Source organism: Microbacterium sp. NPDC028030, assembly GCF_040637855.1.
GTDB lineage: Bacteria > Actinomycetota > Actinomycetes > Actinomycetales > Microbacteriaceae > Microbacterium.
Genome location: NZ_JBEZXF010000001.1, coordinates 568443 through 591191, shown reverse-complemented (window position 1 = coordinate 591191; position 22749 = coordinate 568443). Strand labels below are relative to the sequence as shown.

Below are 22749 nucleotides of genomic sequence, written 5' to 3'. Positions count from 1 at the left end.
ATCGCTCAGGGCGACGCTCGGCGGCTCAGCTCCCGGAGCAGTACCGCAGCTCGACCGACGATCCGATCGGAACGTCTCCGGGCGCGATCGACATCGAGTGCACGGTCGTCGGCTCGGTCGCGGGGCAATCCGCCTCCTCGACCGGAACCGGGTTCAATCCAAGATCGGTGAGATTCGTGGTGGCGGCATCGACGGTCCAGCCGACGAGGTTGGTCAGCGTCACCTTTCCGCTCGCGACCTCGACGTTCACGACGGTTCCAGGGGCCACCTCGCTGTCCGCGTCCTCGCTGGCGGACATCACGGTCCCCGCTGCCAGGGCCTTGTCGTTGCGTTGAATGACCGTGCCGAGCTCGAGCCCCGCGGTCTCCAGGGCCTTCGTGGCGTCGGCAAGGGCCATGCCCTCGATCTTCGGCACCGTCACCGTCTCGACCCCGGAGGAGACATGAACGGTGACGGTCGAACCCTCCTCGACCGAGACTCCTGCCTCGGGGTCGGTGCGGATCACGTTGCCCTCGGCGATGTCCGGGCTGGATTCGATCACGATCTTCGCGGTGAGGTCGAGCTTGGCGAGATCGTCCTGCGCGCGCTCGGACGAGACGTTGACGAGGTTCGGCACGATGCGTGATGTGCTGGGGACCTCCGGCGGCCGCATGCTGATCGTGACCACCCAGAACAGCACGGACGCCAGCAGTACGGCGAGCAGAGCGACGCCCGCCCAGATCCAGGCGACCGGCGGACCCGACTGGGTGCGGGTCATGGTGGTGTCGGTGCTGAGCTGTCGCAGGGACCGCGCCGTCTCCTGAGCCTGCCGCGGGCTCGGCCCGTACAGCTCGCTCGTCAGCGCACCGAGCTCCTTGCGCGTCGGAGCGTTGCCCGCGACGGCGGAGTCGAGGGCGGCGCGGAAGTGCGCGGCATCCGGGTATCGCTGGTACGGATCCTTCGCGAGAGCCCGCAGCACGATCGGGTCCAGTGCGCCCGGGGCGTTCTCGTTCACCTCACTCGGCGGAATCGGGGTCTCGCTCACATGCTGGTAAGCGACGGCGACGGGAGACTCACCGCGGAAGGGCTGACGGCCGGTGAGCAGCTCGTACAGCACGACGCCGGTGGAGTACAGGTCGGCGCGGGCGTCGACCGGCTCGCCCTTGGCCTGCTCCGGCGAGAAGTAGGCCGCGGTGCCGATGATCTGCGTGGTCTCGGCGACGGTCGAGGACGAGTCGGACACCGCGCGTGCGATGCCGAAGTCCATCACCTTGACCTGGCCCTTGTCGGTCACCATGACGTTGCCCGGCTTGATGTCGCGGTGCACCACGCCCGCACGGTGCGAGTAGTCGAGGGCTTCGAGGATGCCGTCGACGTAGCGCACCGCATCTTCCACGGGCACCGGACCGTCGGCGATGATCTTCTTGAGCAGGGTTCCCTTGACCAGCTCCATCACGATGTACGGCAGCTCGTCGGACGAGGCGTCGTTGGTCGAGGGGTCGCCCGCGTCGTACACGCGCACGATCGAGGGATGCGACATCCGCGACGCCGCCTGGGCCTCCAGCCGGAACCGCGTGCGGAACGCCGTGTCGCGCGCGAGCTCGGGATCGAGGATCTTGATCGCGACCTCACGGCCGAGAGTCAGGTCGTACCCGCGGTAGACCTTCGCCATGCCGCCATGCCCGATGAGCTCGTCGACGCGGTATCGGCCCGCGATGACTCGTGGCTCTGTGGACACGTACTACCCCCTGGAAACGACTTCGACTGAGCTGGAACTACAGGCTACCCGGCGGTTTCGCCGCCGTCGTCACCCTCGCCGGGGTCGGGCGCGGCGACGATCGGCACCGACAGCGGCGGCGAGGCGGCGGAGGTGCGCTGATCGCCACCGGAGCACATGCCCTGGTACGTGACGATGAGCTGCTGACCCGCGGCGTCGGCGACCTGCACCTGCGTGTTGCGCTGCGTCGGCTGGAAGTTCGGTCCTCCGGAGACGAACGTCCCGTTCTGCAGCGACACGACGTAACCCGAGAGCGTGGTGCCGCTCGGGCACGTGAATCCGGTGCCCCAGGCGATGCTCACGGTGCTGCCGGCCACCGGGTCTCCGGTGATCGTCGGCGCATCGGTCGGCGTCGGCAGGGCCGCCCGCGGTGCGTAGACCGTCAGCGCGATCGGCTGCGTGGTCTCGACGTTCCCCGAGGGGGCGACGCGGTAGACCGTGCCGACCTTGTCATCGGTGGCGGCAGGGTCGCCGTCCGCGCAGGTGATGTCGCTGTCGAAGCCGGCGTTCTTCAGGGTCGACGTCGCGGTGCCGCAGTCCATCCCGACCAGGTTGAGGGCCGTCACGTCGACGCGGGTCACCTCAGGAGTCGGTGTGTCCGACGGCGTCGGCGACTGCGACGGGGAGCTGGGCGGCGGACTCGTCGGATCGGGATCGTCGCCGCCCTGGTTCGCGAGCATCGCCCACAACGTTCCGCCGAGCACGATCACCAGGAGCGCGATCAGCGCGATCAACGGCCACGTCCACCTGCTGCGCTTCTTCTTCGGCTCCTCCGCTGCGTCTTCGGTGGGAAGCTGGGCGGTGGTGGGGAGGATGCGGGTGGTGCCGTCGTCACCAGACGCCGTCAGCATCCGGGTCGCGTCGTCGTCGGACGCGACGCCGCCGGATGCGATGGCGGGCACGGCGATCGCCGCGGAGTTCAGGTCTCCCCGGCGCAACGCCTGCGCGGCACGCGCCACGGTCGCCGAGGACGACGGACGGTCGGCGGGCTTCTTGGCGATCATCGCCATGACGAGGTTCTGGACCGGGATCGGCACGGTCGGCGGCAACGGCGGCGGCTGCTCGTTGATCTGCGCCATCGCGATCGCCACCTGCGACTCACCCGTGAACGGACGCTTGCCCGCCAGGCACTCGTACGCGACGATGCCGAGCGAGTAGGTGTCGGTCGCGGGAGAGGCCGGGTGTCCTGACGCCTGCTCGGGCGAGAGGTACTGGACGGTGCCCATGACCTGGCCGGTCGCGGTGAGCGGCACCTGGTCGGCGATGCGGGCGATGCCGAAGTCGGTGATCTTCACGCGGCCGTCGGGCGTGATCAGCAGGTTGCCCGGCTTGATGTCGCGGTGCACGAGACCGGCGGCGTGTGCAGCCTGCAGGGCGGATGCCGTCTGCGCGACGATGTCGAGCGTCTTGTCGGCGCTCAGCGCGCCATCGCGCTCGAGCACGGTCGAGAGGGCCTCACCGGGCACGAGCTCCATGACGAGGTAGGCACTGCCGTTCTCCTCGCCGTAGTCGAACACGCTGGCGATGCCCTCGTGGTTGACGAGCGCTGCGTGCCGGGCCTCCGCGCGGAACCGCTCGAGGAACCCGGGGTCCCCCATGTACTCGTCCTTGAGGATCTTGATGGCGACGGTGCGTCCGATGACGTGATCCGTCGCCTCCCACACCTCGCCCATGCCACCGATCGCGATACGCGACTGCAGCTCGTAACGACCACCGAACGACACACCCTGCGTCGGCCTCATCTGCCCAGCACCGCCTCTATGACCTTCTTCGCAATCGGAGCGGCGATGGTGTCGCCGCTGCCTGATTGTCCCTGTCCGCCGCCGTCTTCGACGACGACCGCTACTGCGACCGCGGGGTCGTCCGCCGGCGCGAAGCCGGTGAACCACAACGTGTGCGGCCTGTTTCCGTTCTCTGCGGTGCCCGTCTTACCGGCCACGTCGATCCCGTCTATTCTTGCACCCTGCGCCGCGCCCGTAGCGACGCTCGCGACCATGGCCGCGGTGACGTCGTTCGCCACATCCGCCTCCATCGCGCGGCCGAACTCGCTGTCCTCGAAGGCCTTGATCACCGACAGATCGTTGCCGATCACGGCGTCCACCATCCGCGGGTTCATGACCGCTCCGTCGTTCGCGAGGCCGGCGGAGACCATGGCCATCTGCAGCGGTGTCGCGGTGACCTGCCCCTGCCCGAATCCGGTCAGGGCGGTCTGCGCATCGTCGAGCGCACGGGGGTAGCTCGAGGCCGTCGAGGTCAACGGCGTGTCGAACGACTGGTTGAATCCCAGCTTCTCCGCCATCTCGCGGATCGCGTCGTCGCCGAGCTCGACCGCGAGCTCGGCCATCGGGATGTTGCAGCTGAGACGGATGGCCTCCGCGATCGTGACGGTGGCCCCGGGGCCGCAGGCACTGCCCCACGCGTTGGACACGCGGTTCGCGGAGCCGGGGAGCGTGTACGAGGCGGGGTTCGGGAGTGTCGAGCTGGGCGTCCAGTTTCCGCTGGCGAATGCTGCGGCCGCGACGACGACCTTGAAGGTGGAGCCCGGCGGGTTCAGGTCACCGGCGATCGCCCGATTGGACAGCGGCTTTCCGGGGTCGGCGGCGAGCTGATCGTGAGTGGCGTTCGCCGCATCCGCGTCGTGCGTCGCCATCGTATTCGTGTCGAACCCAGGGGTGGAGACCATGGCGAGGATGCGCCCGGTCTTCGGGTCCATGGCGACGACGGCGCCCTGGAGGCCGTCGAGGGCTTCGAAGGCGGCTCGCTGCGCGGCGGTGTCGAGAGACAGTTCGACGCTGTAGCCGCGCTGCGGCTGACCCGAGAGGATGCGCTCGATCTCGCCGAGCAGCGCGTTGCTCCCGGTGCCGGAGAGATCGGCGTTCATCGCCTGCTCGATGCCGGTCCGCGAGTCGAGTGCCGCGTTGAAGTACCCGGTGACCGGCTCCCACATCGCCGCATCGGTGTAGACCCGCTGGAACTGGTAGCGGTCGTCGCTCGGAACCGAGTTCGCGATCGCGGCGCCGTCGACGATGATCGACCCGCGCTGGATCTCATAGCTGTCGAGCCGGGTGCGCGTGTTGTTGCTGTTCTGGGCGAGGCTGTCGGCTTCGACGACCTGGATCCAGCTGGTCGCCGCGAACAGGGCCACGAACATGAACAGCATCACGATGCTGAGACGACGGAGCTCTCTCGTCATCCGATCACCACCCTCGGCTGGCGGCGGACGCCGTCGGAGATACGCAGCAGCAGCGCCACGATGAGCCAGTTCGCCACGAGCGAGGAACCGCCGGCGGCGAGGAACGGCGTCGTCAGGCCGGTCAGCGGGATCAGACGGGTCACGCCGCCGACCATGATGAACACCTGCAGTGCGATCGTGAACGAGAGTCCGGTCGCGAGCAGCTTGCCGAAGTCGTCCTGCCCCGCGAGACCGATGCGCATGCCGCGGCTGACGAACACCATGTAGAGACACAGGATCGCGAAGAGCCCGATGAGGCCGAGCTCTTCTCCCAGGCTGGTGATGATGTAGTCGCTGTGGGCGAGCGGAGTCACCTCCGGACGACCCTGGCCCCACCCCGTGCCGATGAGTCCGCCGCGGGCGAGGCCGAAGAGCCCCTGCATGGGCTGATAACCGGCGCCGTCGGGGTCGACCTGGTTCGCGTCGAACAGGAACAGCCAGTTGATGAAACGACCGTGGACGTAGCTGAGGATCTGCGTCGCCACCGCGACACCAGCGACCACCAGGGTCAGACCGATCAGCACCCAGCTCGTCTTGCCGGTCGCGACGTACAGCATCGCGACGAACATGCCGAAGATCAGTGTTCCCGTGCCGAGGTCGCGCTGGAACACGATGATGCCGAGGGAGATGATCCAGACGACCAGGACGGGCCCGAGCTCGCGCATCCGCGGCCACGTGATGCCGAGCACTCGCTTGCCGACCGAGGTGAGGCTCTCGCGCGTGCGCACCAGGTAGCCGGCGAAGAAGATCGCGAGGCAGATCTTCGCGAGCTCGCCCGGCTGGAAGGCGAAGACCCCGCCGAGAGACACCCAGACGGCTGCGTTCGCGTCTGCGATGCGCAGGCCGGGGACGAACGGCAGCAGCAGCAACAGGATTCCGGCGAGGCCGAAGATGTACGTGTAGCGGAAGAGGATCCGGTAGTTGCGGAGCAGGATCACGACCGCGATCGCACCGGCGAGGGAGATCGCCGTCCAGGCGAGCTGCTTCGTGGAGTACGCGTCCCACCCGGTGTTCTCGTACGCGATGTCGATGCGGTAGATCATCGCGATGCCGAGCCCGGTGAGCAGGGTGGCGATCGGCACCACGAACGGATCGGCGTCGGCGGCGACGAAGCGCAGCACGATGTGCAGGGCGAAGGCGAGCGCGGCGAGGCCTCCGCCGATCGCGAGGATCATCGGGTCGATGACTCCGAGCGCGCCCAGCTGCACGAGGGTGAGAGCTGCGCCGCTGATCGCGCAGGCGAACAGCAGAAGCCAGAACTCGCGGTTGCGCTGCGTCTGGGGCAGACGCAGACGCTTCAGTGCCTTGATGACGGTGGTGTCCGCCTGGAGGTCGGTGCTCATCCCTCACCGCCTGCGGGCGTGTCGGTCGGGGTCGGCAGCGGCGTCGGAAGCGGGGTGGGGATCGCGTTCGCATCGGCACCCGCGCGCAGCCGGTCGACGATCGCCATCGCGTCTGACAGGGAGCGTGCCGTGATGGTGCGCTCGACCGACGCCCGCTGATACGGCGGGAGGTTCGCCAGCAGGATGTCGGTGTCTTCGACCGGTGTCGACAGGGTGATCGGGCCGATGTTCTGCTGCACGCCCTGGAAGATCACGACGCTGTCGTCGTCGGCGCCGATGAAGTAGCGCGTCTGCGTCCAGCTGTAGGCGGCGAAGGCGGCGACCGCCAGCATCGCGACGACCACGAGCGCTCCCGCGATCCAGCCGAGACGCCGCCGCTTCGCACGACGACGGTCTTCTTCGATGAGCTCTTCGAGGTATTCGGGCGCTGGCTCGAAGTGGCTCGGCTCATTCGCGGCCTGACGCACCGGGTGCAGCCAGTTGCCGCGCGGCGGGCGCACCGGCGGCACGTACACGCCGTCGGGGTTCGAGGCCGAGCCGACGATGGTCGGTGTGCCGGAGTGGATCGGATGCTGTCCGCCGACATCGACCAGGACGATCGTGACGTTGTCGGGTGCACCGCCGTCGAGCGCCTGCTTGAGGAGGTTGTCAGCCGTGCGACCGGGAGCGAGACCGAGCTGCATGGCCTTGAGGATGTGGGGCTCGTCGACCACGCCGGACAGACCGTCGGAGCACAGCAGCCACCGGTCGCCCGGCTGGGTGTGCATGACGAACATGTCGAGCTCGGGGTCGGAGTCCATGTCGCTGAGCACGCGCATGAGCACGGACCGGCGGGGGTGGTACCTGGCCTCTTCCGGGGTGATGCGCCCCGAGTCGACGAGCCGCTGCACGAAGGTGTGGTCTGCCGTGATCTGCGTGAGCGCGTCGTCGCGGTACAGGTAGATGCGGGAGTCTCCGATGTGGCCGATGACCGCATACTCGTCGACCATGATGATCGCGCTGACGGTGGTCCCGAGGCCGGCGAGCTCCGGGCGATCCTTGGCCGCGCGGATGAGGTCGCCCGCAGCGGTGGTCGCCGCCGCCTGCAACGACGCCTGAGCATCTTCGGTCGAGGCATACGCCTGGTCGAGGGGCTCCAACCGCTGGATCGCGATGCTCGAGGCGACGTCTCCGCCGGCGTGGCCGCCCATGCCGTCGGCGACGACGAACAGGTTCGCTCCGGAGTAGCCGGAATCCTGGTTGTTGGAGCGGACCTTCCCGGTGTGGGAGATCGCGACGCTCGAGCCCTCGAAGACCATGCCGGGGTCAGGCTCGCAGCTCGAAGGTCGTGGCGCCCACCTTGATGGGGGTTCCGAGCGAGAGGGACACAGGAGAGGATCCGACGCGCTGGCCCGCGACGAAGGTGCCGTTCGTGGAGTCGAGGTCCTGGATCGCCCAGGCGTCGCCGCGCAGCATCAGGCGCGCGTGGTGGCTGGACGTGTAGTCGTCGCGGATCACGAGGGCGGACTCGCTCGAGCGGCCGATCGTGAGCGAATCGGCGCTGAGCGGGAGTTCCAGGCCGGCTTTCGGGCCCGAGGTGATCACGAGGCGCTTGGCCGTCGCGACGGTCGCGGGTCCCGTGGAGGGACGGGACGAGGCCGGCTTCGCGGCGGGCGCGGCGGGTGCCGGTGCCGCTGCGGGTGCCCCCGCTGTGGCCTCGGCCGGAAGCTTGCGCACGCGCACGCCGAAGAGATCGGCGCGCAGCGAGTACACCACGCCGAACACGAAGAACCACATCAGGACGAGGAACCCGATGCGGAGCAGGAGGAGGATCAGCTCGCTCAACCGAGGCCTCCGAACGCGCGGGTGGCGTCGTCGCCACGTGGGGCGGGGCGCGAAGGTGCGGCCACCGGGACGATGCGGAACACCAGCTCGGTACGGCCGATGGTGATCGTGGTGTCGCTGGGGAGCGCGGCCTCGCGGAGCTTCTGCCCGTTGACCTTCGTGCCGTTGGTGGATCCGAGGTCGCGCATCATGGCGCGCTCGCCGTCCCACAGGATCTCGACGTGCTTCCGGCTCGATCCGGCGTCGGCGATCGTGATGTCGGCATCCGTTCCCCGACCGATCACGGTGCGGGCGCGGGTGATCGCGTGGCGGCGACCGTCGACGTCGACGACGGCCTGCCAGCTGACGCGACCTTCCACCGTGCCGGAGTTCACGCGCACGGTTCCCGTCGCGACCTTCTCGTCGGCTTCGAGCGTGATCGAGAGGGGGCCGGCGAAGCTGTAGCCCTGGGCCTTGGCGTGGGTGGTCATGAGAGCGAGCAGTTCATCGGTGAGAGCGCCGCCCAGGCCGCGCATCCGCTCCGCGTCGTCGGTACTCAGACGCACCACATAGCTGTTGGGCGCGATGATGCGGTCGCGGCTCACGACCGCGGCCTTCGTGTCGGCTTCGCGGCGGAGCGCAGAGGCGATCTCCACCGGCTGTATGCCGCTGCGGAAGGTCTTCGCGAACGCGCTGTTCACTGCGCGCTCGAGACCCTTCTCAAAGCTGTCAAGTAGTCCCACTGGGCTCCTCTGGCATGCCGACCGGTAGACACATCGTAGTCAGGTGACCTGGGGGAACGCCGCCGATCGACGTCCGGGGGTGTGCAACAGGGGGTGAAATCGCGTGATATCCTCGGGAAGTTGAGTTCTTCGGAACGAGACACTCGCGCGAGTGGCGGAATGGTAGACGCGCTGGCTTCAGGTGCCAGTGTCCGTAAGGACGTGGGGGTTCAAGTCCCCCCTCGCGCACACGAAGGCTGAATTCTTTTCAGCCTCGAGTGCTCCTCAAGGAAAAGAGCCGGTCAGAAGATGCTTCTGGCCGGCTCTTCCGGTTGTCGACGCCATCCCCTCGCGGGAGCGATCACCACGGCAGCCGTGTCGCGACCTCTCGTCAGGAGTCTTCGGGCTCGATCAGGAGTTCATAGAGGTCGCCGCGGTAGATCGAGCGGGTGATTTCCGCGACCCTGCCGTCGCCGAGACTGCCTCGGGCGACGACGCGGAGGCACGGCTGGTCGAGGGTGATGTCGAGCAGCTCCGCTTCTCGTGCGGTCGGCAGGACAGCGGCCACTCGCGAAGATGCGCGGGTGAGGTGCACGTCGTACCGCCGGCGGAGGATCTCGTACAGCGAACCGGTGAGATCGTTGCCCAGCAGGTTCGGGAAGAGCGCGGCGGGAAGAAGAGAGCGGTCGATGCTCAGCGGCGTGTCATCCCCGAACCGCAGACGTTCGACCGTGTAGACCGATGTGGTCCCCTCGAGCCCGAAGTCCGCGGCGACCTCGGGCGCAGCCGGGGCGATGCCGGCGGACAGGACCTCCGCACGGGCCGTCCGCCCCGCTGCGCGCATGGAATCGGTGAACGAGGCCAGAGTCATGCGCTTGGTCAGAGCGGGCTCGGCGACGAAGGTCCCCTTGCCTCGGATGCCGACGATCCTCTTCGCGTGGGCGAGCGCCTCGAGCGCCCGTCGCACCGTCATCGAGGAGACGTTGAACCGGGCAGCGAGCTGCTGCTCGGTGGGCAGCTGATCTCCTGCACGCATCTGCGCGATCTCCGCAGAGAGCTCTTTCATCACGAGCTCGTACTTCGCCGCCACATCCCCTCCTTTCGCGTGAGAGCCAGCACCATAACTATCACGCATCGGCCGTCGGATCCGGTCCGGAACGTGATTGCGGATGTCCGAGGGACGGTGTAACTTCCTTGTAACCCTAGGGTGCTACTTCTACCCTATGGTATTCAAGACCCCACCCGAATGCACCACTTTCCAACGGAGGATCCCATGAGCGCTGCAACACCCGCCCGCTCGCGTGCACCACGGCTCGCCGTCCGCATCGGCGCCGGTTTCGTCGGTCTCGCGACGGCTGCCGGAAGCATCACCGCCTGCGCACCGTCCGGCTCGGACGGAGACGGCGACGGCAGCGGCGTGACTATCAACGTCCTCGCCGAAGACATCTCCTACACCGACAACTGGAAGGAGCTGCTGCCCGACTTCGAGGAGCAGACCGGCATCAAAGTCAACATCGAGACGGTGCCGTACAGCGACCAGGCCGCCAAGATCCTGTTGAACTTCAGCCAGAAGTCCAGCGACTACGACGTCGTCTTCACAGACAACACCTACGGCACCGGCTACTTCGAGTCCGGTTACATCGACGACCTGTCCGACTACGAATCCGACTTCGTCGCGCTCGACGACTTCTACCAGCCGTACCTCGCCCCCATGCAGAAGGACGATGCCACGTTCGGCCTTCCCGTCTACGGCGAGAGCACCTGGCTGATGTACCGAACCGATCTCTTCGAGGAGTACGGCATCGACGGGCCGCCCACCACCATGGACGACCTGCGAGCGGCAGCGAAGACCATCAGCGAGGGATCGGGCGGCGAGGTCGCAGGCATCACCCTCCGTGGAGCTCCGGGCATCCAGAGCGTGTACCCGTGGGCGGGGTTCCTCCGCGCCTTCGGCGGCGATTTCTACGACGGGGACACCCTGGCCGTCGACTCGCCCGAGGCCGTCGAAGCGACCCAGTTCTGGGCTGACCTGCTCAAGGAGTACGGCCCCTCCGGAGTCGGCAACTTCGACTGGGAGCAGAACCGCATCGCCTTCACGCAGGGCACCGCCGCGATGACCATCGACGCCACCGCCAACGGTCCCTTCAACGAAGACACCGAGGCCAGCGTCGTCGCGGGCAAGGTCGGATACGCACCGATCCCGTACGCCATCTCCGACCCGCCCACCAGCGGCAACACCGACAACTCCCTCAACGTGCACGCGCTGTACCTCAGCTCCTTCTCCCAGAAGAAGGACGCGGCCTACCAGTTCATGACCTGGGCGACGAGCGAGGAAGTGCAGAACAACGCCGTCGAGACGACCGAGGCCGTGGGGGTCACGCTCGACTCCGTCCTGGAGAGCCCCGCCTACGACGAGAAGTACGGGCCGTTCAAGGACGCGCTCCTCGAGCAGCTGGCCACCGGCAACGTCGACTACCTCCCCGCAGGCACCGACGCCAACGCCATCATCACCGAGGTCGGCCAGGCGCTGTCGCGGACCCTGGCGGGAGAAGCGGACGCGAAAGACGCGTTGACCGCCGCTCAGAAAGCACTCGAGACTCAGCTCGGCTGAGACCACGGACGCCGGAACGGAAGAAGAAAGACGATGACCAAGCTCCTGACGCCTCCACGTCCCGATGCGGAAACCAGAGTCGACGACCCTCCGTTCCGGCGTCCACCTCGCCGGAAGTCCCTCCGGCCCAGGCTCGCTCAAGCGAGCCTCGCACTCCCCGCCCTCATCGTGATCGTCCCTCTGCTGGTGATCATCATCATGCAGGGAGCCAACCTCGTCACCCACGCCGAGAACCTTCTCCGCCCCGGCAGCGAGGACATCTTCGTCGGGTGGGACAACTTCACCAGGGCGCTGTCGGACCCGACGCTTCTCGGCTCCATCCGGGTCACCCTCGTCTATGTCGTCGCGGCCGTCGCCATCGAACTCGTCCTCGGTGTGTCCATCGCCCTCGCCCTGCACGGACGCATTCCGGGCAAGGGGGTGCTCCGCGCCCTCATCCTGATCCCCATGGTGCTGACGCCCGTCGTCGCCGGTCTCATGTGGCGCCTGCTCATGGATCCCACTTCGGGCTTCATCAACTGGTTCCTCGACACCGTCGGCATCGGCGGTCATGCGTTCCTCGCCGACCCGGCCACTGCGCTCGCCGCCGTGATCCTCGTCGAGGTCTGGCAGAACACGCCATTCGTCGTGATCATCGTGCTCGCCGGACTCGAGTCGCTCGACCCGTCTCCGTTCGAGGCGGCGCAGCTCGACGGCGCGGGAGGATTCCGCCTGTTGTGGAACGTCACCCTGCCGATGCTCGCTCCCGTGTTGTCGATCGTCGTGCTCCTTCGCGTCATCGATGCCGTCAAGACGTTCGCCATCGTCAACACCATGACGAAGGGCGGACCAGGCACATCGACCCTCGCCATCAGCAACTACGTCTACCGACTCGGTTTCGAGACCTTCGACATCGGGTACGCGACGACCGTGGGCGCCCTCGTCTCCCTGGTCGTCCTGGTCGTCCTGTTCCCCACTGCCACGCGCCTCATGGGCCTGCGAATCTGGAAGGCACGCCGATGAAAACGCGCCGCAACATCCTGCACACCCTCCGCGTCGCCGCGGTCTACGTCTTCGTCATCTGGTGCATCCTCCCGGTCGTCTGGCTGGTCAGCACGTCTCTGAAGAGCGACGTCGACGCGTTCAGCCGTGAGCCGGTCTGGTTCTTCGTCCCCCAGTTCGGCAGCTACGTCAGCGCCTGGGTCGACGGCGGGATGGGGCAGGCCATGGTCGTCAGCGCCGTCGTCGCCATCATCAGCAGTGTCGTCGGCATCGTCGTCGGGTTGCCCCTCGCCTACCTGACGACCCAGGTGTGGCCACCGGAGTCCGCGTGGTCTGCGCGCGTGACGCTCGCGATCCTCCTGCTGACGACGGTTCCCCCTGTGCTCACGCTGACGCCGTTCTATCGGGCGTTCTTCGGCATCGGGCTGACCGGCAACCCGGTGGGGCTCACGATCGTGCACTCCTTCTACGCGATCCTTCTCGCGGTGCTGATCTTCCGCTCGTTCCTCGTCGCCTTCCCGCGCGAGATCCGTGAGGCGGCGATGATCGACGGACTCGGCGAGTGGCGCACCCTGTTCCGGTGCGTGCTCCCGAACGTCTGGGGCGCCGCGTTCGCGACGTTCGTGCTCGCGCTCATCCAGTCGTGGAACGAGTTCCTGTACGCCCTCGTCCTGACCAGCGGCGACAGCCAGACGGTTCCCGTGACCATCGCGGGCTTCCTGAGCTTCTTCGGCACCAACTGGGCCCGACTCACCGCCGCCGGCGTCATCGGTGCGCTGCCCATCGTCATCTTCGCGATCATCGTCCGCAAGCACATGGCCCGTGGTCTGTCGTTCGGAGGGGTCAAGTGACCGGCATCACCGCGCGGAAGTCCGTGGCTGTGACGCACCGGACGGCCACGGCGGCGGCATCGGCGGCGGTCGACGTCATCGAAGCGCTCCTGCACTCCGGCGGTCTGCGCACTCTGGGAGTCGCGACGGGCTCCTCTCCCGGCCCCGTCTATCGAGAGATGGCCCGACGTCAGCTGGACCTGTCGGAGGTGACGCTGTTCGCGCTGGACGAGTACATCGGGCTGCCCGACGGACACCAGGAGAGCTATCGTGCCGTCGTCGAACGGGAAGTCGCCCATCCCCTCCGCGTCCCCCCGGCGCGTGTGCACGTGCCGGACGGCGCCGACCCCGCCGCCTACGACGAACTCATCGCGGACAACGGGGGCATCGACCTGCAGATCCTGGGAGTAGGGAGGAACGGCCACATCGGATTCAACGAACCGGGCTCGTCGTTCGACTCCCTCACCCGGGTCGTCGACCTCGACGAGTCGACGCGCGAAGCGAACGCCCGCTTCTTCGGCTCCCTTGCCGAAGTCCCCCACCGCAGCGTGACGCAGGGAGTCCGCACCATCCTGAACGCGCGCCGAATCGTCGTCGTCGTCTCGGGGGTCGACAAGGCGGCAGCGGTCGCTGCGGCGATCGACGGACCGCGCACCGAGGCGATGCCCGCGAGCGTCCTCCGCGACCACGCGGACGTCACGTGGTTCCTCGACGAGGATGCCGCCTCGCAGCTCCGGCCTCCCGCGAGGGACGGGGGCGACGCATGAACGGCGCTCTCGCCATCGACATCGGGCAAACCGGGCTCCGCGTGCGTGGGGACGAGGGCGAGGTCGTCGGCTTCTCCCTCGGCGTCACGGCACTCACGAGCGAAGAGCACGTCCGTTCGCTCGCGCAGCGCATCGCCGCTCACGTCCCTGAGGGCACGCGGGCCGAGCACGTGGGTGTCGGGTTGTCCGGATTCGTCGACGGCTCAGACGCTCCACACGCCCTCGCGGCACATCTGAAGGAAGCGCTCGGCGCCCGCAGCGTGGTGGTCGCGGCAGATGCCGTCACCGCGTTCCTCGGCACGGTCGGCGCGCGCCCTGGCACCGTCGTGATCTGTGGAACCGGGGTCGCTGCGCTCGGTATCGACACCGGTGCCTCGCCGCGGCGCATCGACGCTCGCGGTTACCTGCTCGGCGACGTCGGCGGCGGGTTCTGGATCGGCCAACGGGGTCTCCAGGCAGCTCTCGATGCTCTCGAAGGACGCGGAGAACCCACAGCGCTCGCCGGCCACAGCGAGCGTCTCGGCACCCCGTCGGACATCTACCTCCAGGCCATGGGCTCGGTGCCGCCCCCGAAGTTCGTCGCGGAGTTCGCCCCCGACGTGATCCGAGCAGCGGCCGAGGGCGACTCCGTCGCGCACGACATCGTCAGAGCCGCCGCCTCCGAACTCGCTCAGTCCATCCGCGCCGCCCGGATCTCCGATGGGCCCATCGGGTTGACCGGCGGCCTGGTGCGCGCTCCTCTGTTCGTCGAAGAAGTCCGCGCAGCGCTCGGCCACATCGGTCTGCCTGTCGACGACGTCCTCGTTCGAGCCGATGCCGCCCTCGAGGGTGCGCGCGTCATCGCCGAGGACGCATCTATCCGACCGGCGTTCGCCGGTCTCATCGCAGTGAAGGAGTAAGAATGCTCGACCTCGAGACGCTTCGTGGACGCCTCATCGTGTCCTGTCAGGCGCCGGACGGGTCGCCGTTGCGCGACCCGGGAATCATCGCCGCGATCGCCGAGGCGGCCGTGCTCGCGGGTGCCGGGGCGGTACGCATCAACAGCGCGGAACACGTGGCGGCCGTGCGTGCACGTGTCACCGTTCCCATCATCGGTCTGGAGAAGGTCGTCACGGACGGGTTCCAGTGGATCACCCCCACCGTCGACAGGGCCAAGGCCCTCCTCGACGCCGGCGCCGACATCATCGCCATGGATGCGACGTTGCGCGCTCGCGGCGAGCACCCGGGCGTCGACACACTCCTTCCGGCTGTCCGTGAGCTCGGCGCGGCCGTCATGGCGGACATCGACAGCTTCGAGGCGGGCGCGCACGCGGGTGAGCTCGGCGCCGACCTGGTCGGTACGACGCTGTCCGGCTACACCAGCGTGCCGCAGAACCGCGGCGGCGACCCTGACATCGAGCTCGTCGCCCGACTCGCCACCCGCCCGACCCCGGTCATCGCGGAGGGGCGCATCAAATCACCCGACGAGCTTCGAGCAGCGTTCGAGGCCGGAGCTTTCGCGGTCGTCGTCGGAACATCCATCACCGAGCCGATGGCGCTGACCAAGCGCTACCTGGCTGCAGTACCCACGCTCACGAAGGGAGCATCCGCATGACCACCAACATCGCCGTCGTCGGCGCCGGCCGCATGGGCCAGGTCCACTGCCGAATCGTCGCCGAGAACCCCAGGGCGACACTGGCCGCCGTGGTCGACCCGTTCGAAGACAGCGGTCGCCGCGTCGCCACGCAGTACGGAGCGCCGTGGTTCCCCACGCTCAGCGCCGCCCGTGAGGCTGTCGCCCTGGACGGCGTCGTGATCGCGGTCCCCGACAAGCTGCACGTCGGCGTCACCGTGGAGGCCATCGAGGCAGGACTCCACGTCCTCGTCGAGAAGCCCCTCGCCGACACGCTCGAGGGTGCCCGCACCATCGCGGATGCCGCGGCGAAGGCGACAGCATCCAAAGTCCTCGTCGGACACGTCCTGCGCCACGATCCTCGGTTCAGGTCGGCGGCGAAGACCGTGGCCGCGGGGACGGTCGGCGACCCCGTCCATTTCCGCGCGGCGCGGATCGTCCCCCGCAGCGTCGGGTTCGCGAACAACGGGGCTTCCCCGATCTACATGTATCAGGGCATCCACGACATCGACCTCGTGCAGTGGATCTCCGGGAGTCCCATCGTGCGCGTCTCGGCCACCACCGCCGCGAAGGTCCTCCCCGCGGCCGGCAAGGAGGGCGTCGACGTCGCCCTGATCCTCGCCGAGCTCGAGAACGGCGCGGTGGGCACGATCGAGATCTCCTGGGTGCTCCCGGATTCCACGCCGAGCGGCCTCGCCTCGCAGTTCGATCTGTACGGCACCGACGGGAACATCAAGGTGGATGTCACGGCCGAAGGCATCTCACTCGACACGCTCGACGACTTCCGGCTCCCCAACACGATGCTCGACCCGGAACTCGACGGACGGCTGGAGGGAGTCGTGCCGCAGCAGTTCGACTACTTCCTGCAGATGGTCGAGTTCGACCTCCCCAGCCGCATCGGCATCGAGGAAGCGGTGTCTGCGGCGCGAGTGCTCGACGCCATCGACGAGTCGCTTCGTACGCGCACCTGGGCGGACGTGAGTCGCTGATCCCGCGGCGGGCCTTCCGAATCGGGAGGCCCGCCACGCGCCTGCGCGTCCGATCGCGGGCGAAAGACTGGCGTCATGAGCGACCAGCACGAGCCCCTCGAGAACCGCTACGCATCCGCTCCGGCCTGGCGCTCTGTCGATTCCTACTTCGCCGCCGCGCTCGTGGACGAGGATGCCGCGTTGGTGGAAGCACGCGAGTCGGGGGCGCGGACGACCATGCCGAACGCCGAGGTCGCCGCGAACCAGGGCGCACTGATCGGCCTCCTGGCGCAGATCTCCGGCGCGCGGCGCGTGCTCGAGTTCGGTACGCTCGCGGGCTACTCCACCGTCTGGTTGGCGCGTGCAGTCGGTGTCGGCGGTCATGTCGTCACCTTCGAACTCGAAGAGCAGAACGCCGCGATCGCACGCGAGAACCTGGAGCGCGCAGGAGTCGCCGACCGGGTGGATGTGGTGGTGGGTCCGGCCGCGGACTCCGCGCAGAGGCTGATCGACCAGCAGGTCGAGCCGTTCGATCTGGTCTTCATCGATGCCGACAAGCCGAGCAATCCGATCTACCTCGCCGCGGCGCTCGAGCTGACCACGCCTGGCGCGGTGATCGTCATCGACAATGTGGTGCGCGACGGCGCCGTCGCCGATGCGAACAGCAGCGACCCGCGTGTGCAGGGGGTGCGTGCAGTGATCGATGCGATCGCCGCGAACCCGGACCTCGATGCGACGGCGCTGCAGACGGTGGGCGAGAAGGGGTGGGACGGCCTCATCATCGTGCACCGTCGGTAGTGCGGGGGCTCAGCCCAGCGGACCCTCGAGAACCGTGAGCACGTCGGCCTCTTCGAATCCGAGGGATCGATTGAGCGCGAGCATCGGCGCGTTGCCCGGCTCGGTGTAGGTCTGCAGGATCCGCGAGGCGGTGCTCTCCGGCACGGTCATGAGCTGACGGAGGTTGGCGACTTTCATCGCGCGACCGATCCCTCGACCTCGAGCCCGCTCCTCGACGAAGGTGTCGTCCTGGTACCCGATCTCGGGATCGGCTCGGGACACCAGGATCTCGGTGTAGCCGACCGCGTCGCCGTGTTCGCGCGCCAGACTCCGCACGAGCGTGTAGCCCTGGGCCGACATGCGCTGCTCGTTGCGACGCACCGCCTCGACGTCGGCGGTCTCCAGCGTGCGGGTCAGCTCTCCCGACGGCACCTCGGCGGACATCTGTGATCGCAGTCGAGCCCAGTCGTCGAGCACATCGTCGGGACACCGACCGGACCAGGAGAGCACCTCGACACCCGCGGGCGCTCCGGCTCTTCCCGCAAGCCTGTTCTCCGGCACCGGAAGCTCGACGATCTGACGGATCTCGCGGGTGCCGACGTCGAGCCCCGCTGATCGGGCGAACGCGACCCCCGCCTCGGTGGAGGTCTCGGCGCGCATGACCGTGGCAGCGCCGCGCAGCGCGGACCGCACGGCTTCGAGCAACGCGCGACCGACTCCTCGACGCCGGCAGTCTTCGCGGACGGCGATCTCGACGTCAGCGGGCTCTCCCGGGCGCATATGAGCCTCGGCGGCGCCGACCGCGACGCCAGCGACCTCGGCCATCAGCAGGACGGAGACCCGGGTCGGATGCGGGTGGTGGAACTGCGAGCGTGTCGCCTCGTCGCTGCGCGACCACACGTGGCTGCGCCCGGACGCGTAGCCGTCACGCAGCACGGCGTTCCATTCGAGGAGCCGTGGGAGATCGTGCGGGTCCACCACCTCGATGGTCACCGTCGGCTCTGAGTGGGAGGACTCGTCATCTGGCGTTCGCTCGGGCACAGGATCCAGCGTGCCATCGATCGGCTGCGGGAACGTGCGGGCTCGGGGCGGTGGGACGGCGGAAGCGCTAGGACGCGCGTGCGGCGAGCTGGCCGAGGTCGCGCATCCCACGTGCGTCGAGGTAGCGCCGGATCACGTCGGTCACCAGTCGGATCTGCGCCTCGTTGCCCATGGCCGCCTGCATCGCGCCCATCGTCGGCGCCGGCTTGCCGTCCACACGCTCGAGTGCCTCCCACACGATGTCCTCGCGGGAGCCACGGCCCATCGCGTGCGGCATCGAACTGAAGACGGGGCTGGGCGTCCAGCCGGATCGGGTCTCATCCATGGTGGTTCCTCTCGTGGGGGTCCCTTCGACCCTAGCAAGTTATTTTGAGTCATTCAAAATAAGGAACCGGTGCGGGATGCGATGAAGGCCCGGACCGCTGCGGTCCGGGCCTTCGTCGGGGGGCGTCTCAACCCTGCGGAGCGTCGTTCCATGACCAGATGTCGTCGCCGCGGAGCACGGCGTCTGCGCCACCGTCGCAGTAGATGGTCTGGCCTGCCATATGGGTGTTCGCCGGACTCGTGAGCCACACCAGCAGTTCCGCGATCGACGACGCGGGCTGGTGGTAGTTGAGGGGCATCGGCACGGCGGCATCCACCTGCGCCAGGCCTTCAGGGCTCGCGAGCAGGCCGGCGGTCATGGCCGTGGTGACTGTGCCGGGCGCGACGGCGTTGAGTGGGATGCCCGCCCCGGCCCACGCGGGGGTGACCGACTCCCGGCGGACCCACCGCGACACCGCGCGCTTGCTCGACGAGTAGTTGAGGAAGCCGGCCTCGGGTGTCGCGGCGAGCTGGTCTCCGATCTCCAGCGCTCGTGCCTCGTCGCCGTCGAGCGCGGCATCGACGAGCTCGGCCGACACGGGCTGCAGTGAGGCCATGGACGACACCACCGCAGCCCTCGGCTGATCGGCGAGGCTCAGCGTCGGCTGCAGCGCGGTCAGGAACTCGGTGACGCCGAAGTAGTTGATCGCCATCGTCTTGGCGATCGGAGCGGCGATCCCCGCACAGGCGATCACGGCGTCGATGGTGCCGCCCGCCGCGGCGATCGCCGCTTCCGCCGCGGCAGTGCGGCCGTCCGGCGTCGACAGGTCGCCCTCGACCTCGGTGCCGGCGAGGTCGACTCCGATCACGGTGTGGCCCTGTGCGCGGAGCAGCTGCGTCGTGGCGGCGCCGATGCCGGATGCGGCGCCGGTGACGATGTAGGTGCGTGTCATGTTTCCTCCTTGTGGGTGGGCGCCCGATCAGGCGTCGTCTTGGGGTCGTGCGGGTGTGTCGTCCGCGAGAGGGCCGCGACGAACCGGGCGAGCTGTGCACGGAACTGCTCGACCTCCTGAGGCGTCCAGCCCGTGACGGCGTCGTCGACCATGCGATGCCCTGCCGCCACGAGGCGCGCGTACGCCCGAGCTCCGGCATCCGTCAGCCGCACCTCGACCGTGCGTCCGGAACGCACGCGCTCGACGACCCCCTGGGCCTCGAGCCGGGTGACGAGCTTGGACGTGGTCGGGCGCGACATCGAGGCGCGCTCGGACAATGCGGTGAAGCCCATCGCACCGCCGCTGAGACCGAGCAGGTACACCGCGCGGACAGCCGTCGGGTCGAGCGCGACGCCCACGCCGTCGGCGACCTGCGCCTGGAGATCGCTCTCCGTCCATTCGGAGACCACCTGCACGAGCGCGACGTGGATGCCTGCGACACCGTCAGCGACTGTCATGCGACCAGTCTACGCCGATAGTTGCCTGAGGCAACTGACGTGCGGAATTCTGTTCACCCCGGCTCAGGCGTCGAACGAGACCGACTCCTCGTGTGCGCCCTCCGACGCGCGGAGCGGGCGCCGCGGCAGCCAGCAGGAGACGCGGTCTCGGTACGCGCGGAACGCCGAACCGAAACGCTCCTCGAGGTCCGCCTCTTCGAGCGGACGCACCACCGTGTTCCAGACCAGCGAGCCGCAGAGGGCGTAGACGACTACGAGCCAGGAGCCGGCCATGAGCCCGATCGCCACACCCTGGGCGATGCCCCCGATCGCCATCGGGTTCCGGACGAACCGGTAGGGACCCGAGATCACGAGTCGACGGGGCATCGACGACGGGAGGGGCGTGCCCGCTCCCTGCACCGACATCGCGGCAGACGACCAGGTCGAGAGGGCGAGCGCTGCCGCGAACAGGGCGACGCCGCCGATGCGCAGGGCGGGAGGGAATGGGACGTGCAGCCCCCACCGCAGCTCCAGCACCACGATGACAGCGGGCAGCGCGAGGAGGAAGATCGCCGAGAACACCACAGTCTGGAGAGTGGCCTTCGACACGAGCGCGCGGGTGTTCATCGGCGCAGCCGGCCGGAAGCGGAAGGGGCCGATCAGCAGCCAGTTCGACGGCACCCTTCCCAGGAGCACGAGGATCGCCGCGCCCGTCGAGCCCGCTGCCGCCGCCACCATCAGCAGTGCGCCCCAGCCCGCGGTCGCCGTGACCGTCGCATACAGACCCATCCCGACGGCGACCAGCAGCGTCCAGGGGGCGGCGACCCATGCTGCACGCCGCACGCCGAGCGCCACCAGTGCCGACGCCACCACGAAGAGGGGGATGTCCGCGACGGCGAGGAGTCGCGCGTCGAGGGTCCCCAGCGTCGCCGTGCGCACGTCCGGCACCGTGAAGACCGTGATCCACCACGCGACGCCCGCCAGTGCCTGGCCCGCGAAGTAGAGGCGTCCCCAGGTCACTGCCGACGTCGATGCGAGCCGGCTCCCCCTCATAGCGGCAAGTCTAGGTCGCCGGGCCGCGGGCACGAGGGTGTCAGCTGAACAGCACGACGACGTAGATGGCGAACGTCACCAGGTGTGCCGCGCCGTGCATGGCCGTCACGCGTTTCGCGGCGAACGTCGTCACCGAGAGCAGCAGCGTGACGCCCAGCATCAGCAGATTCGCCGGAGACTCGGCCAGCACCACGGTCTGGCCCGTCGCGATGCCGATCACCAGCACGGCGGGGATCGTCAGACCCACGGTCGACACCAGGGCGCCGTGGCAGAGATTGACGACGCGCTGCACCTCGCCGCCGAGCGCGGCTCGGACGGCGGTGATCGACTCCGGCAGGAAGACGATGCCCGCGATCAGGACTCCCGCGAGGGCGACCGGAGCGCCGAGGCGACCGAGTCCGTCGTCGAGCAGCGCGGCCATGTCGTGCGACAGCAGCACGATCGGGATCACGGTCACCACCAGGAGCGCGAGCCGGACGATCACCTCGGCGCGGTGTGCGGCCAGCACCTGCCGGATGCCGGTTCGCTCCTCCCGCGGCGACCGCTGCGGCGACCGGGTGTCGACCTCGGTGAAGTCGCCCGCCTGCGCGCCCATCTGCCGGAAGAGGAAGAAGGCGTAGAGCACGAGCGTGAGGATGATGATCGGGATCTCCTGCGCGGTGGCGTACGAGCCGTCGACGCCGATCAGCGCCGGCAGGCCGAACGCGAGAGCCACGAGCACCACCAGCATCGACAGGTACGCCGACGTGCCGGTGCGGTTGTGCGCCATGCCGCGGTGACGCATGCCGCCGAGGAGGAGGGCGAGGCCGATGACGAGGTTCAGGATGATCATCGCGACCGCCATCACCGAGTCGCGGGCGATCGTCGCATGCTCACCGGGTCCGAGCATGACCGCCGAGATCAGGATGACCTCGATCAAGACGATGGAGAGCGTGAGGACGAGCGAGCCGTAGGGATCGCCGAGACGATGGGCGAGAGCCTCGGCCTGCGTGACCACGCCGAACGCGCACACGAGGATCACCGCGACGATCACCGCGAGTGCGATGACCAGGACCGGAGCGGGCACGGGGGGCTCCAGCAGCGGGTGGAGGATCAGGAGCGCGGCGAACGCTCCCCATCCGAGAACGATGCGGGCGACGTCCTTGACGCCGATCAACTGCTTCACTTCTGCGCGGGACATGGCGGACTCCTGGAGTCGGGGCCGTCCCCGGTCTGAATCTCCCGCCGGAGGTCGTCCTCCGTGGTCAGCGAACACTCCAGCGTAGCAAATATTTCCCGGTCAGGAGGAAATTTGACTTCCCTCAGGCGCGGGCTATGGTCGGAGGTTACGCCAGCCAGCACAAGGGGAAGCGAGTAACCATGTCCGGAAAGTCCATCCAGGGTCGGGCCAGCAAGAAGGCACCGCAGCTCACGCTCAAGGAGAAGCGCGCCGCGAAGCGCGAGAAGAACGCGCCAGACGAGTTCCTGAAGCCTCGCAAGGGCGCGAAGGGCTGAGCGAACTCCTCCGGTGGGTGCGTCGAC

The 22749-nt window shown here is 68.4% G+C and carries 23 protein-coding genes and 1 tRNA gene; 10 read left to right on the top strand and 14 right to left on the bottom strand.

Features of this window, described 5'->3' with window-relative positions; translation table 11 throughout:
• Positions 1-25 precede the first annotated feature (25 nt).
• The 7 genes from pknB to AB0E56_RS02805 are packed head-to-tail and all read right to left on the bottom strand — an operon-like array spanning position 26 to position 8877.
• Positions 26-1717: a Stk1 family PASTA domain-containing Ser/Thr kinase gene (gene pknB / locus AB0E56_RS02835; protein WP_359796557.1), complete on the bottom strand. Its 1692-nt coding sequence runs from the start codon at positions 1715-1717 to the stop codon at positions 26-28.
• A gap of 44 nt (positions 1718-1761) precedes the next feature.
• The gene (locus tag AB0E56_RS02830; protein ID WP_359796556.1) at positions 1762-3498 is read right to left on the bottom strand and encodes a protein kinase; all 1737 of its coding nucleotides are present in this window, start codon (positions 3496-3498) and stop codon (positions 1762-1764) included.
• Positions 3495-4949: a penicillin-binding transpeptidase domain-containing protein gene (locus AB0E56_RS02825; RefSeq protein ID WP_359796555.1), complete on the bottom strand. Its 1455-nt coding sequence runs from the start codon at positions 4947-4949 to the stop codon at positions 3495-3497. The genes AB0E56_RS02830 and AB0E56_RS02825 overlap by 4 nt, the downstream gene beginning before the upstream one ends.
• Positions 4946-6331: an FtsW/RodA/SpoVE family cell cycle protein gene (locus AB0E56_RS02820; protein WP_183151407.1), complete on the bottom strand. Its 1386-nt coding sequence runs from the start codon at positions 6329-6331 to the stop codon at positions 4946-4948. The genes AB0E56_RS02825 and AB0E56_RS02820 overlap by 4 nt, the downstream gene beginning before the upstream one ends.
• Complete coding sequence (locus AB0E56_RS02815) at positions 6328-7629, bottom strand: PP2C family serine/threonine-protein phosphatase (protein WP_183151408.1); 1302 nt, start codon at positions 7627-7629, stop codon at positions 6328-6330. The genes AB0E56_RS02820 and AB0E56_RS02815 overlap by 4 nt, the downstream gene beginning before the upstream one ends.
• A gap of 7 nt (positions 7630-7636) precedes the next feature.
• On the bottom strand, positions 7637-8155 hold the full coding sequence (locus tag AB0E56_RS02810) for an FHA domain-containing protein (protein ID WP_359796554.1): 519 nt from the start codon (positions 8153-8155) through the stop codon (positions 7637-7639).
• Positions 8152-8877 carry a DUF3662 and FHA domain-containing protein gene (locus AB0E56_RS02805; protein WP_359796553.1) on the bottom strand — a complete coding sequence of 242 codons (726 nt, stop codon included), beginning with the start codon at positions 8875-8877 and terminating at the stop codon, positions 8152-8154. Before AB0E56_RS02805 ends, AB0E56_RS02810 begins: the two co-directional genes overlap by 4 nt.
• A gap of 145 nt (positions 8878-9022) precedes the next feature.
• Between AB0E56_RS02805 and AB0E56_RS02800 the strand changes: the two genes are divergently transcribed.
• Positions 9023-9105, top strand: a tRNA-Leu gene (locus AB0E56_RS02800).
• Between the two features lie 142 nt (positions 9106-9247).
• Here the strand turns inward: AB0E56_RS02800 and AB0E56_RS02795 are convergent.
• Positions 9248-9946 (bottom strand): GntR family transcriptional regulator, encoded by a 699-nt coding sequence (locus tag AB0E56_RS02795; protein WP_359796552.1) that lies wholly within the window; start codon positions 9944-9946, stop codon positions 9248-9250.
• A 183-nt stretch (positions 9947-10129) separates the two neighbouring features.
• Here AB0E56_RS02795 and AB0E56_RS02790 point away from each other — a divergent pair, with 183 nt between their 5' ends.
• The 8 genes from AB0E56_RS02790 to AB0E56_RS02755 all read left to right on the top strand — a co-directional run bounded on the left by AB0E56_RS02790 (position 10130) and on the right by AB0E56_RS02755 (position 17423).
• Positions 10130-11467 carry a sugar ABC transporter substrate-binding protein gene (locus tag AB0E56_RS02790; RefSeq protein WP_359796551.1) on the top strand — a complete coding sequence of 446 codons (1338 nt, stop codon included), beginning with the start codon at positions 10130-10132 and terminating at the stop codon, positions 11465-11467.
• A gap of 33 nt (positions 11468-11500) precedes the next feature.
• Complete coding sequence (locus tag AB0E56_RS02785; protein ID WP_359796550.1) at positions 11501-12469, top strand: sugar ABC transporter permease; 969 nt, start codon at positions 11501-11503, stop codon at positions 12467-12469.
• On the top strand, positions 12466-13299 hold the full coding sequence (locus AB0E56_RS02780; RefSeq protein WP_359796549.1) for a carbohydrate ABC transporter permease: 834 nt from the start codon (positions 12466-12468) through the stop codon (positions 13297-13299). The genes AB0E56_RS02785 and AB0E56_RS02780 overlap by 4 nt, the downstream gene beginning before the upstream one ends.
• A complete protein-coding gene (locus AB0E56_RS02775) occupies positions 13296-14045 on the top strand; it encodes a glucosamine-6-phosphate deaminase (RefSeq protein WP_359796548.1) in 750 nt (249 codons plus the stop codon). Before AB0E56_RS02780 ends, AB0E56_RS02775 begins: the two co-directional genes overlap by 4 nt.
• Positions 14042-14944 (top strand): BadF/BadG/BcrA/BcrD ATPase family protein, encoded by a 903-nt coding sequence (locus tag AB0E56_RS02770; protein WP_359796547.1) that lies wholly within the window; start codon positions 14042-14044, stop codon positions 14942-14944. Before AB0E56_RS02775 ends, AB0E56_RS02770 begins: the two co-directional genes overlap by 4 nt.
• A gap of 2 nt (positions 14945-14946) precedes the next feature.
• A complete protein-coding gene (locus AB0E56_RS02765; RefSeq protein WP_359796546.1) occupies positions 14947-15639 on the top strand; it encodes a putative N-acetylmannosamine-6-phosphate 2-epimerase in 693 nt (230 codons plus the stop codon).
• Positions 15636-16646, top strand: coding sequence for a Gfo/Idh/MocA family oxidoreductase (locus AB0E56_RS02760; RefSeq protein ID WP_359796545.1), 1011 nt, complete (start codon positions 15636-15638; stop codon positions 16644-16646). The genes AB0E56_RS02765 and AB0E56_RS02760 overlap by 4 nt, the downstream gene beginning before the upstream one ends.
• 75 nt (positions 16647-16721) lie before the next feature.
• Positions 16722-17423, top strand: a complete 702-nt coding sequence (locus AB0E56_RS02755; RefSeq protein ID WP_359796544.1) for an O-methyltransferase — start codon at positions 16722-16724, stop codon at positions 17421-17423.
• 9 nt (positions 17424-17432) lie between these two features.
• On the opposite strand, the gene AB0E56_RS02750 is transcribed toward AB0E56_RS02755, so the two are convergent.
• The 6 genes from AB0E56_RS02750 to AB0E56_RS02725 all read right to left on the bottom strand — a co-directional run bounded on the left by AB0E56_RS02750 (position 17433) and on the right by AB0E56_RS02725 (position 22408).
• Positions 17433-18395, bottom strand: a complete 963-nt coding sequence (locus AB0E56_RS02750) for a GNAT family N-acetyltransferase (RefSeq protein WP_359796543.1) — start codon at positions 18393-18395, stop codon at positions 17433-17435.
• A 115-nt stretch (positions 18396-18510) separates the two neighbouring features.
• Complete coding sequence (locus AB0E56_RS02745; protein WP_359796542.1) at positions 18511-18768, bottom strand: hypothetical protein; 258 nt, start codon at positions 18766-18768, stop codon at positions 18511-18513.
• A 127-nt stretch (positions 18769-18895) separates the two neighbouring features.
• On the bottom strand, positions 18896-19699 hold the full coding sequence (locus AB0E56_RS02740; protein ID WP_359796541.1) for an SDR family oxidoreductase: 804 nt from the start codon (positions 19697-19699) through the stop codon (positions 18896-18898).
• Positions 19696-20196 (bottom strand): MarR family transcriptional regulator, encoded by a 501-nt coding sequence (locus AB0E56_RS02735; protein WP_359796540.1) that lies wholly within the window; start codon positions 20194-20196, stop codon positions 19696-19698. The genes AB0E56_RS02740 and AB0E56_RS02735 overlap by 4 nt, the downstream gene beginning before the upstream one ends.
• Positions 20197-20259: 63 nt before the next feature.
• Positions 20260-21228 (bottom strand): isoprenylcysteine carboxylmethyltransferase family protein, encoded by a 969-nt coding sequence (locus AB0E56_RS02730; protein ID WP_359796539.1) that lies wholly within the window; start codon positions 21226-21228, stop codon positions 20260-20262.
• Positions 21229-21268: 40 nt separating this feature from the next.
• Entirely contained in the window at positions 21269-22408 is a 1140-nt protein-coding gene (locus AB0E56_RS02725; protein WP_359796538.1) for a calcium:proton antiporter, read from the bottom strand.
• Between the two features lie 179 nt (positions 22409-22587).
• Between AB0E56_RS02725 and AB0E56_RS02720 the strand changes: the two genes are divergently transcribed.
• Positions 22588-22722 carry a hypothetical protein gene (locus AB0E56_RS02720; RefSeq protein WP_017203888.1) on the top strand — a complete coding sequence of 45 codons (135 nt, stop codon included), beginning with the start codon at positions 22588-22590 and terminating at the stop codon, positions 22720-22722.
• Positions 22723-22749 lie beyond the last annotated feature (27 nt).

Coding starts and splice junctions, on each gene's coding strand:
- AB0E56_RS02830 (WP_359796556.1), bottom strand. CDS start 3,498: ATGAGGCCGACGCAGGGTGTGTCGTTCGGTGGTCGTTACGAGCTGCAG.
- AB0E56_RS02825 (WP_359796555.1), bottom strand. CDS start 4,949: ATGACGAGAGAGCTCCGTCGTCTCAGCATCGTGATGCTGTTCATGTTC.
- AB0E56_RS02820 (WP_183151407.1), bottom strand. CDS start 6,331: ATGAGCACCGACCTCCAGGCGGACACCACCGTCATCAAGGCACTGAAG.
- AB0E56_RS02815 (WP_183151408.1), bottom strand. CDS start 7,629: ATGGTCTTCGAGGGCTCGAGCGTCGCGATCTCCCACACCGGGAAGGTC.
- AB0E56_RS02790 (WP_359796551.1), top strand. CDS start 10,130: ATGAGCGCTGCAACACCCGCCCGCTCGCGTGCACCACGGCTCGCCGTC.
- AB0E56_RS02785 (WP_359796550.1), top strand. CDS start 11,501: ATGACCAAGCTCCTGACGCCTCCACGTCCCGATGCGGAAACCAGAGTC.
- AB0E56_RS02780 (WP_359796549.1), top strand. CDS start 12,466: ATGAAAACGCGCCGCAACATCCTGCACACCCTCCGCGTCGCCGCGGTC.
- AB0E56_RS02770 (WP_359796547.1), top strand. CDS start 14,042: ATGAACGGCGCTCTCGCCATCGACATCGGGCAAACCGGGCTCCGCGTG.
- AB0E56_RS02765 (WP_359796546.1), top strand. CDS start 14,947: ATGCTCGACCTCGAGACGCTTCGTGGACGCCTCATCGTGTCCTGTCAG.
- AB0E56_RS02760 (WP_359796545.1), top strand. CDS start 15,636: ATGACCACCAACATCGCCGTCGTCGGCGCCGGCCGCATGGGCCAGGTC.
- AB0E56_RS02755 (WP_359796544.1), top strand. CDS start 16,722: ATGAGCGACCAGCACGAGCCCCTCGAGAACCGCTACGCATCCGCTCCG.
- AB0E56_RS02745 (WP_359796542.1), bottom strand. CDS start 18,768: ATGGATGAGACCCGATCCGGCTGGACGCCCAGCCCCGTCTTCAGTTCG.
- AB0E56_RS02740 (WP_359796541.1), bottom strand. CDS start 19,699: ATGACACGCACCTACATCGTCACCGGCGCCGCATCCGGCATCGGCGCC.
- AB0E56_RS02735 (WP_359796540.1), bottom strand. CDS start 20,196: ATGACAGTCGCTGACGGTGTCGCAGGCATCCACGTCGCGCTCGTGCAG.
- AB0E56_RS02730 (WP_359796539.1), bottom strand. CDS start 21,228: ATGAGGGGGAGCCGGCTCGCATCGACGTCGGCAGTGACCTGGGGACGC.
- AB0E56_RS02725 (WP_359796538.1), bottom strand. CDS start 22,408: ATGTCCCGCGCAGAAGTGAAGCAGTTGATCGGCGTCAAGGACGTCGCC.
- AB0E56_RS02720 (WP_017203888.1), top strand. CDS start 22,588: ATGTCCGGAAAGTCCATCCAGGGTCGGGCCAGCAAGAAGGCACCGCAG.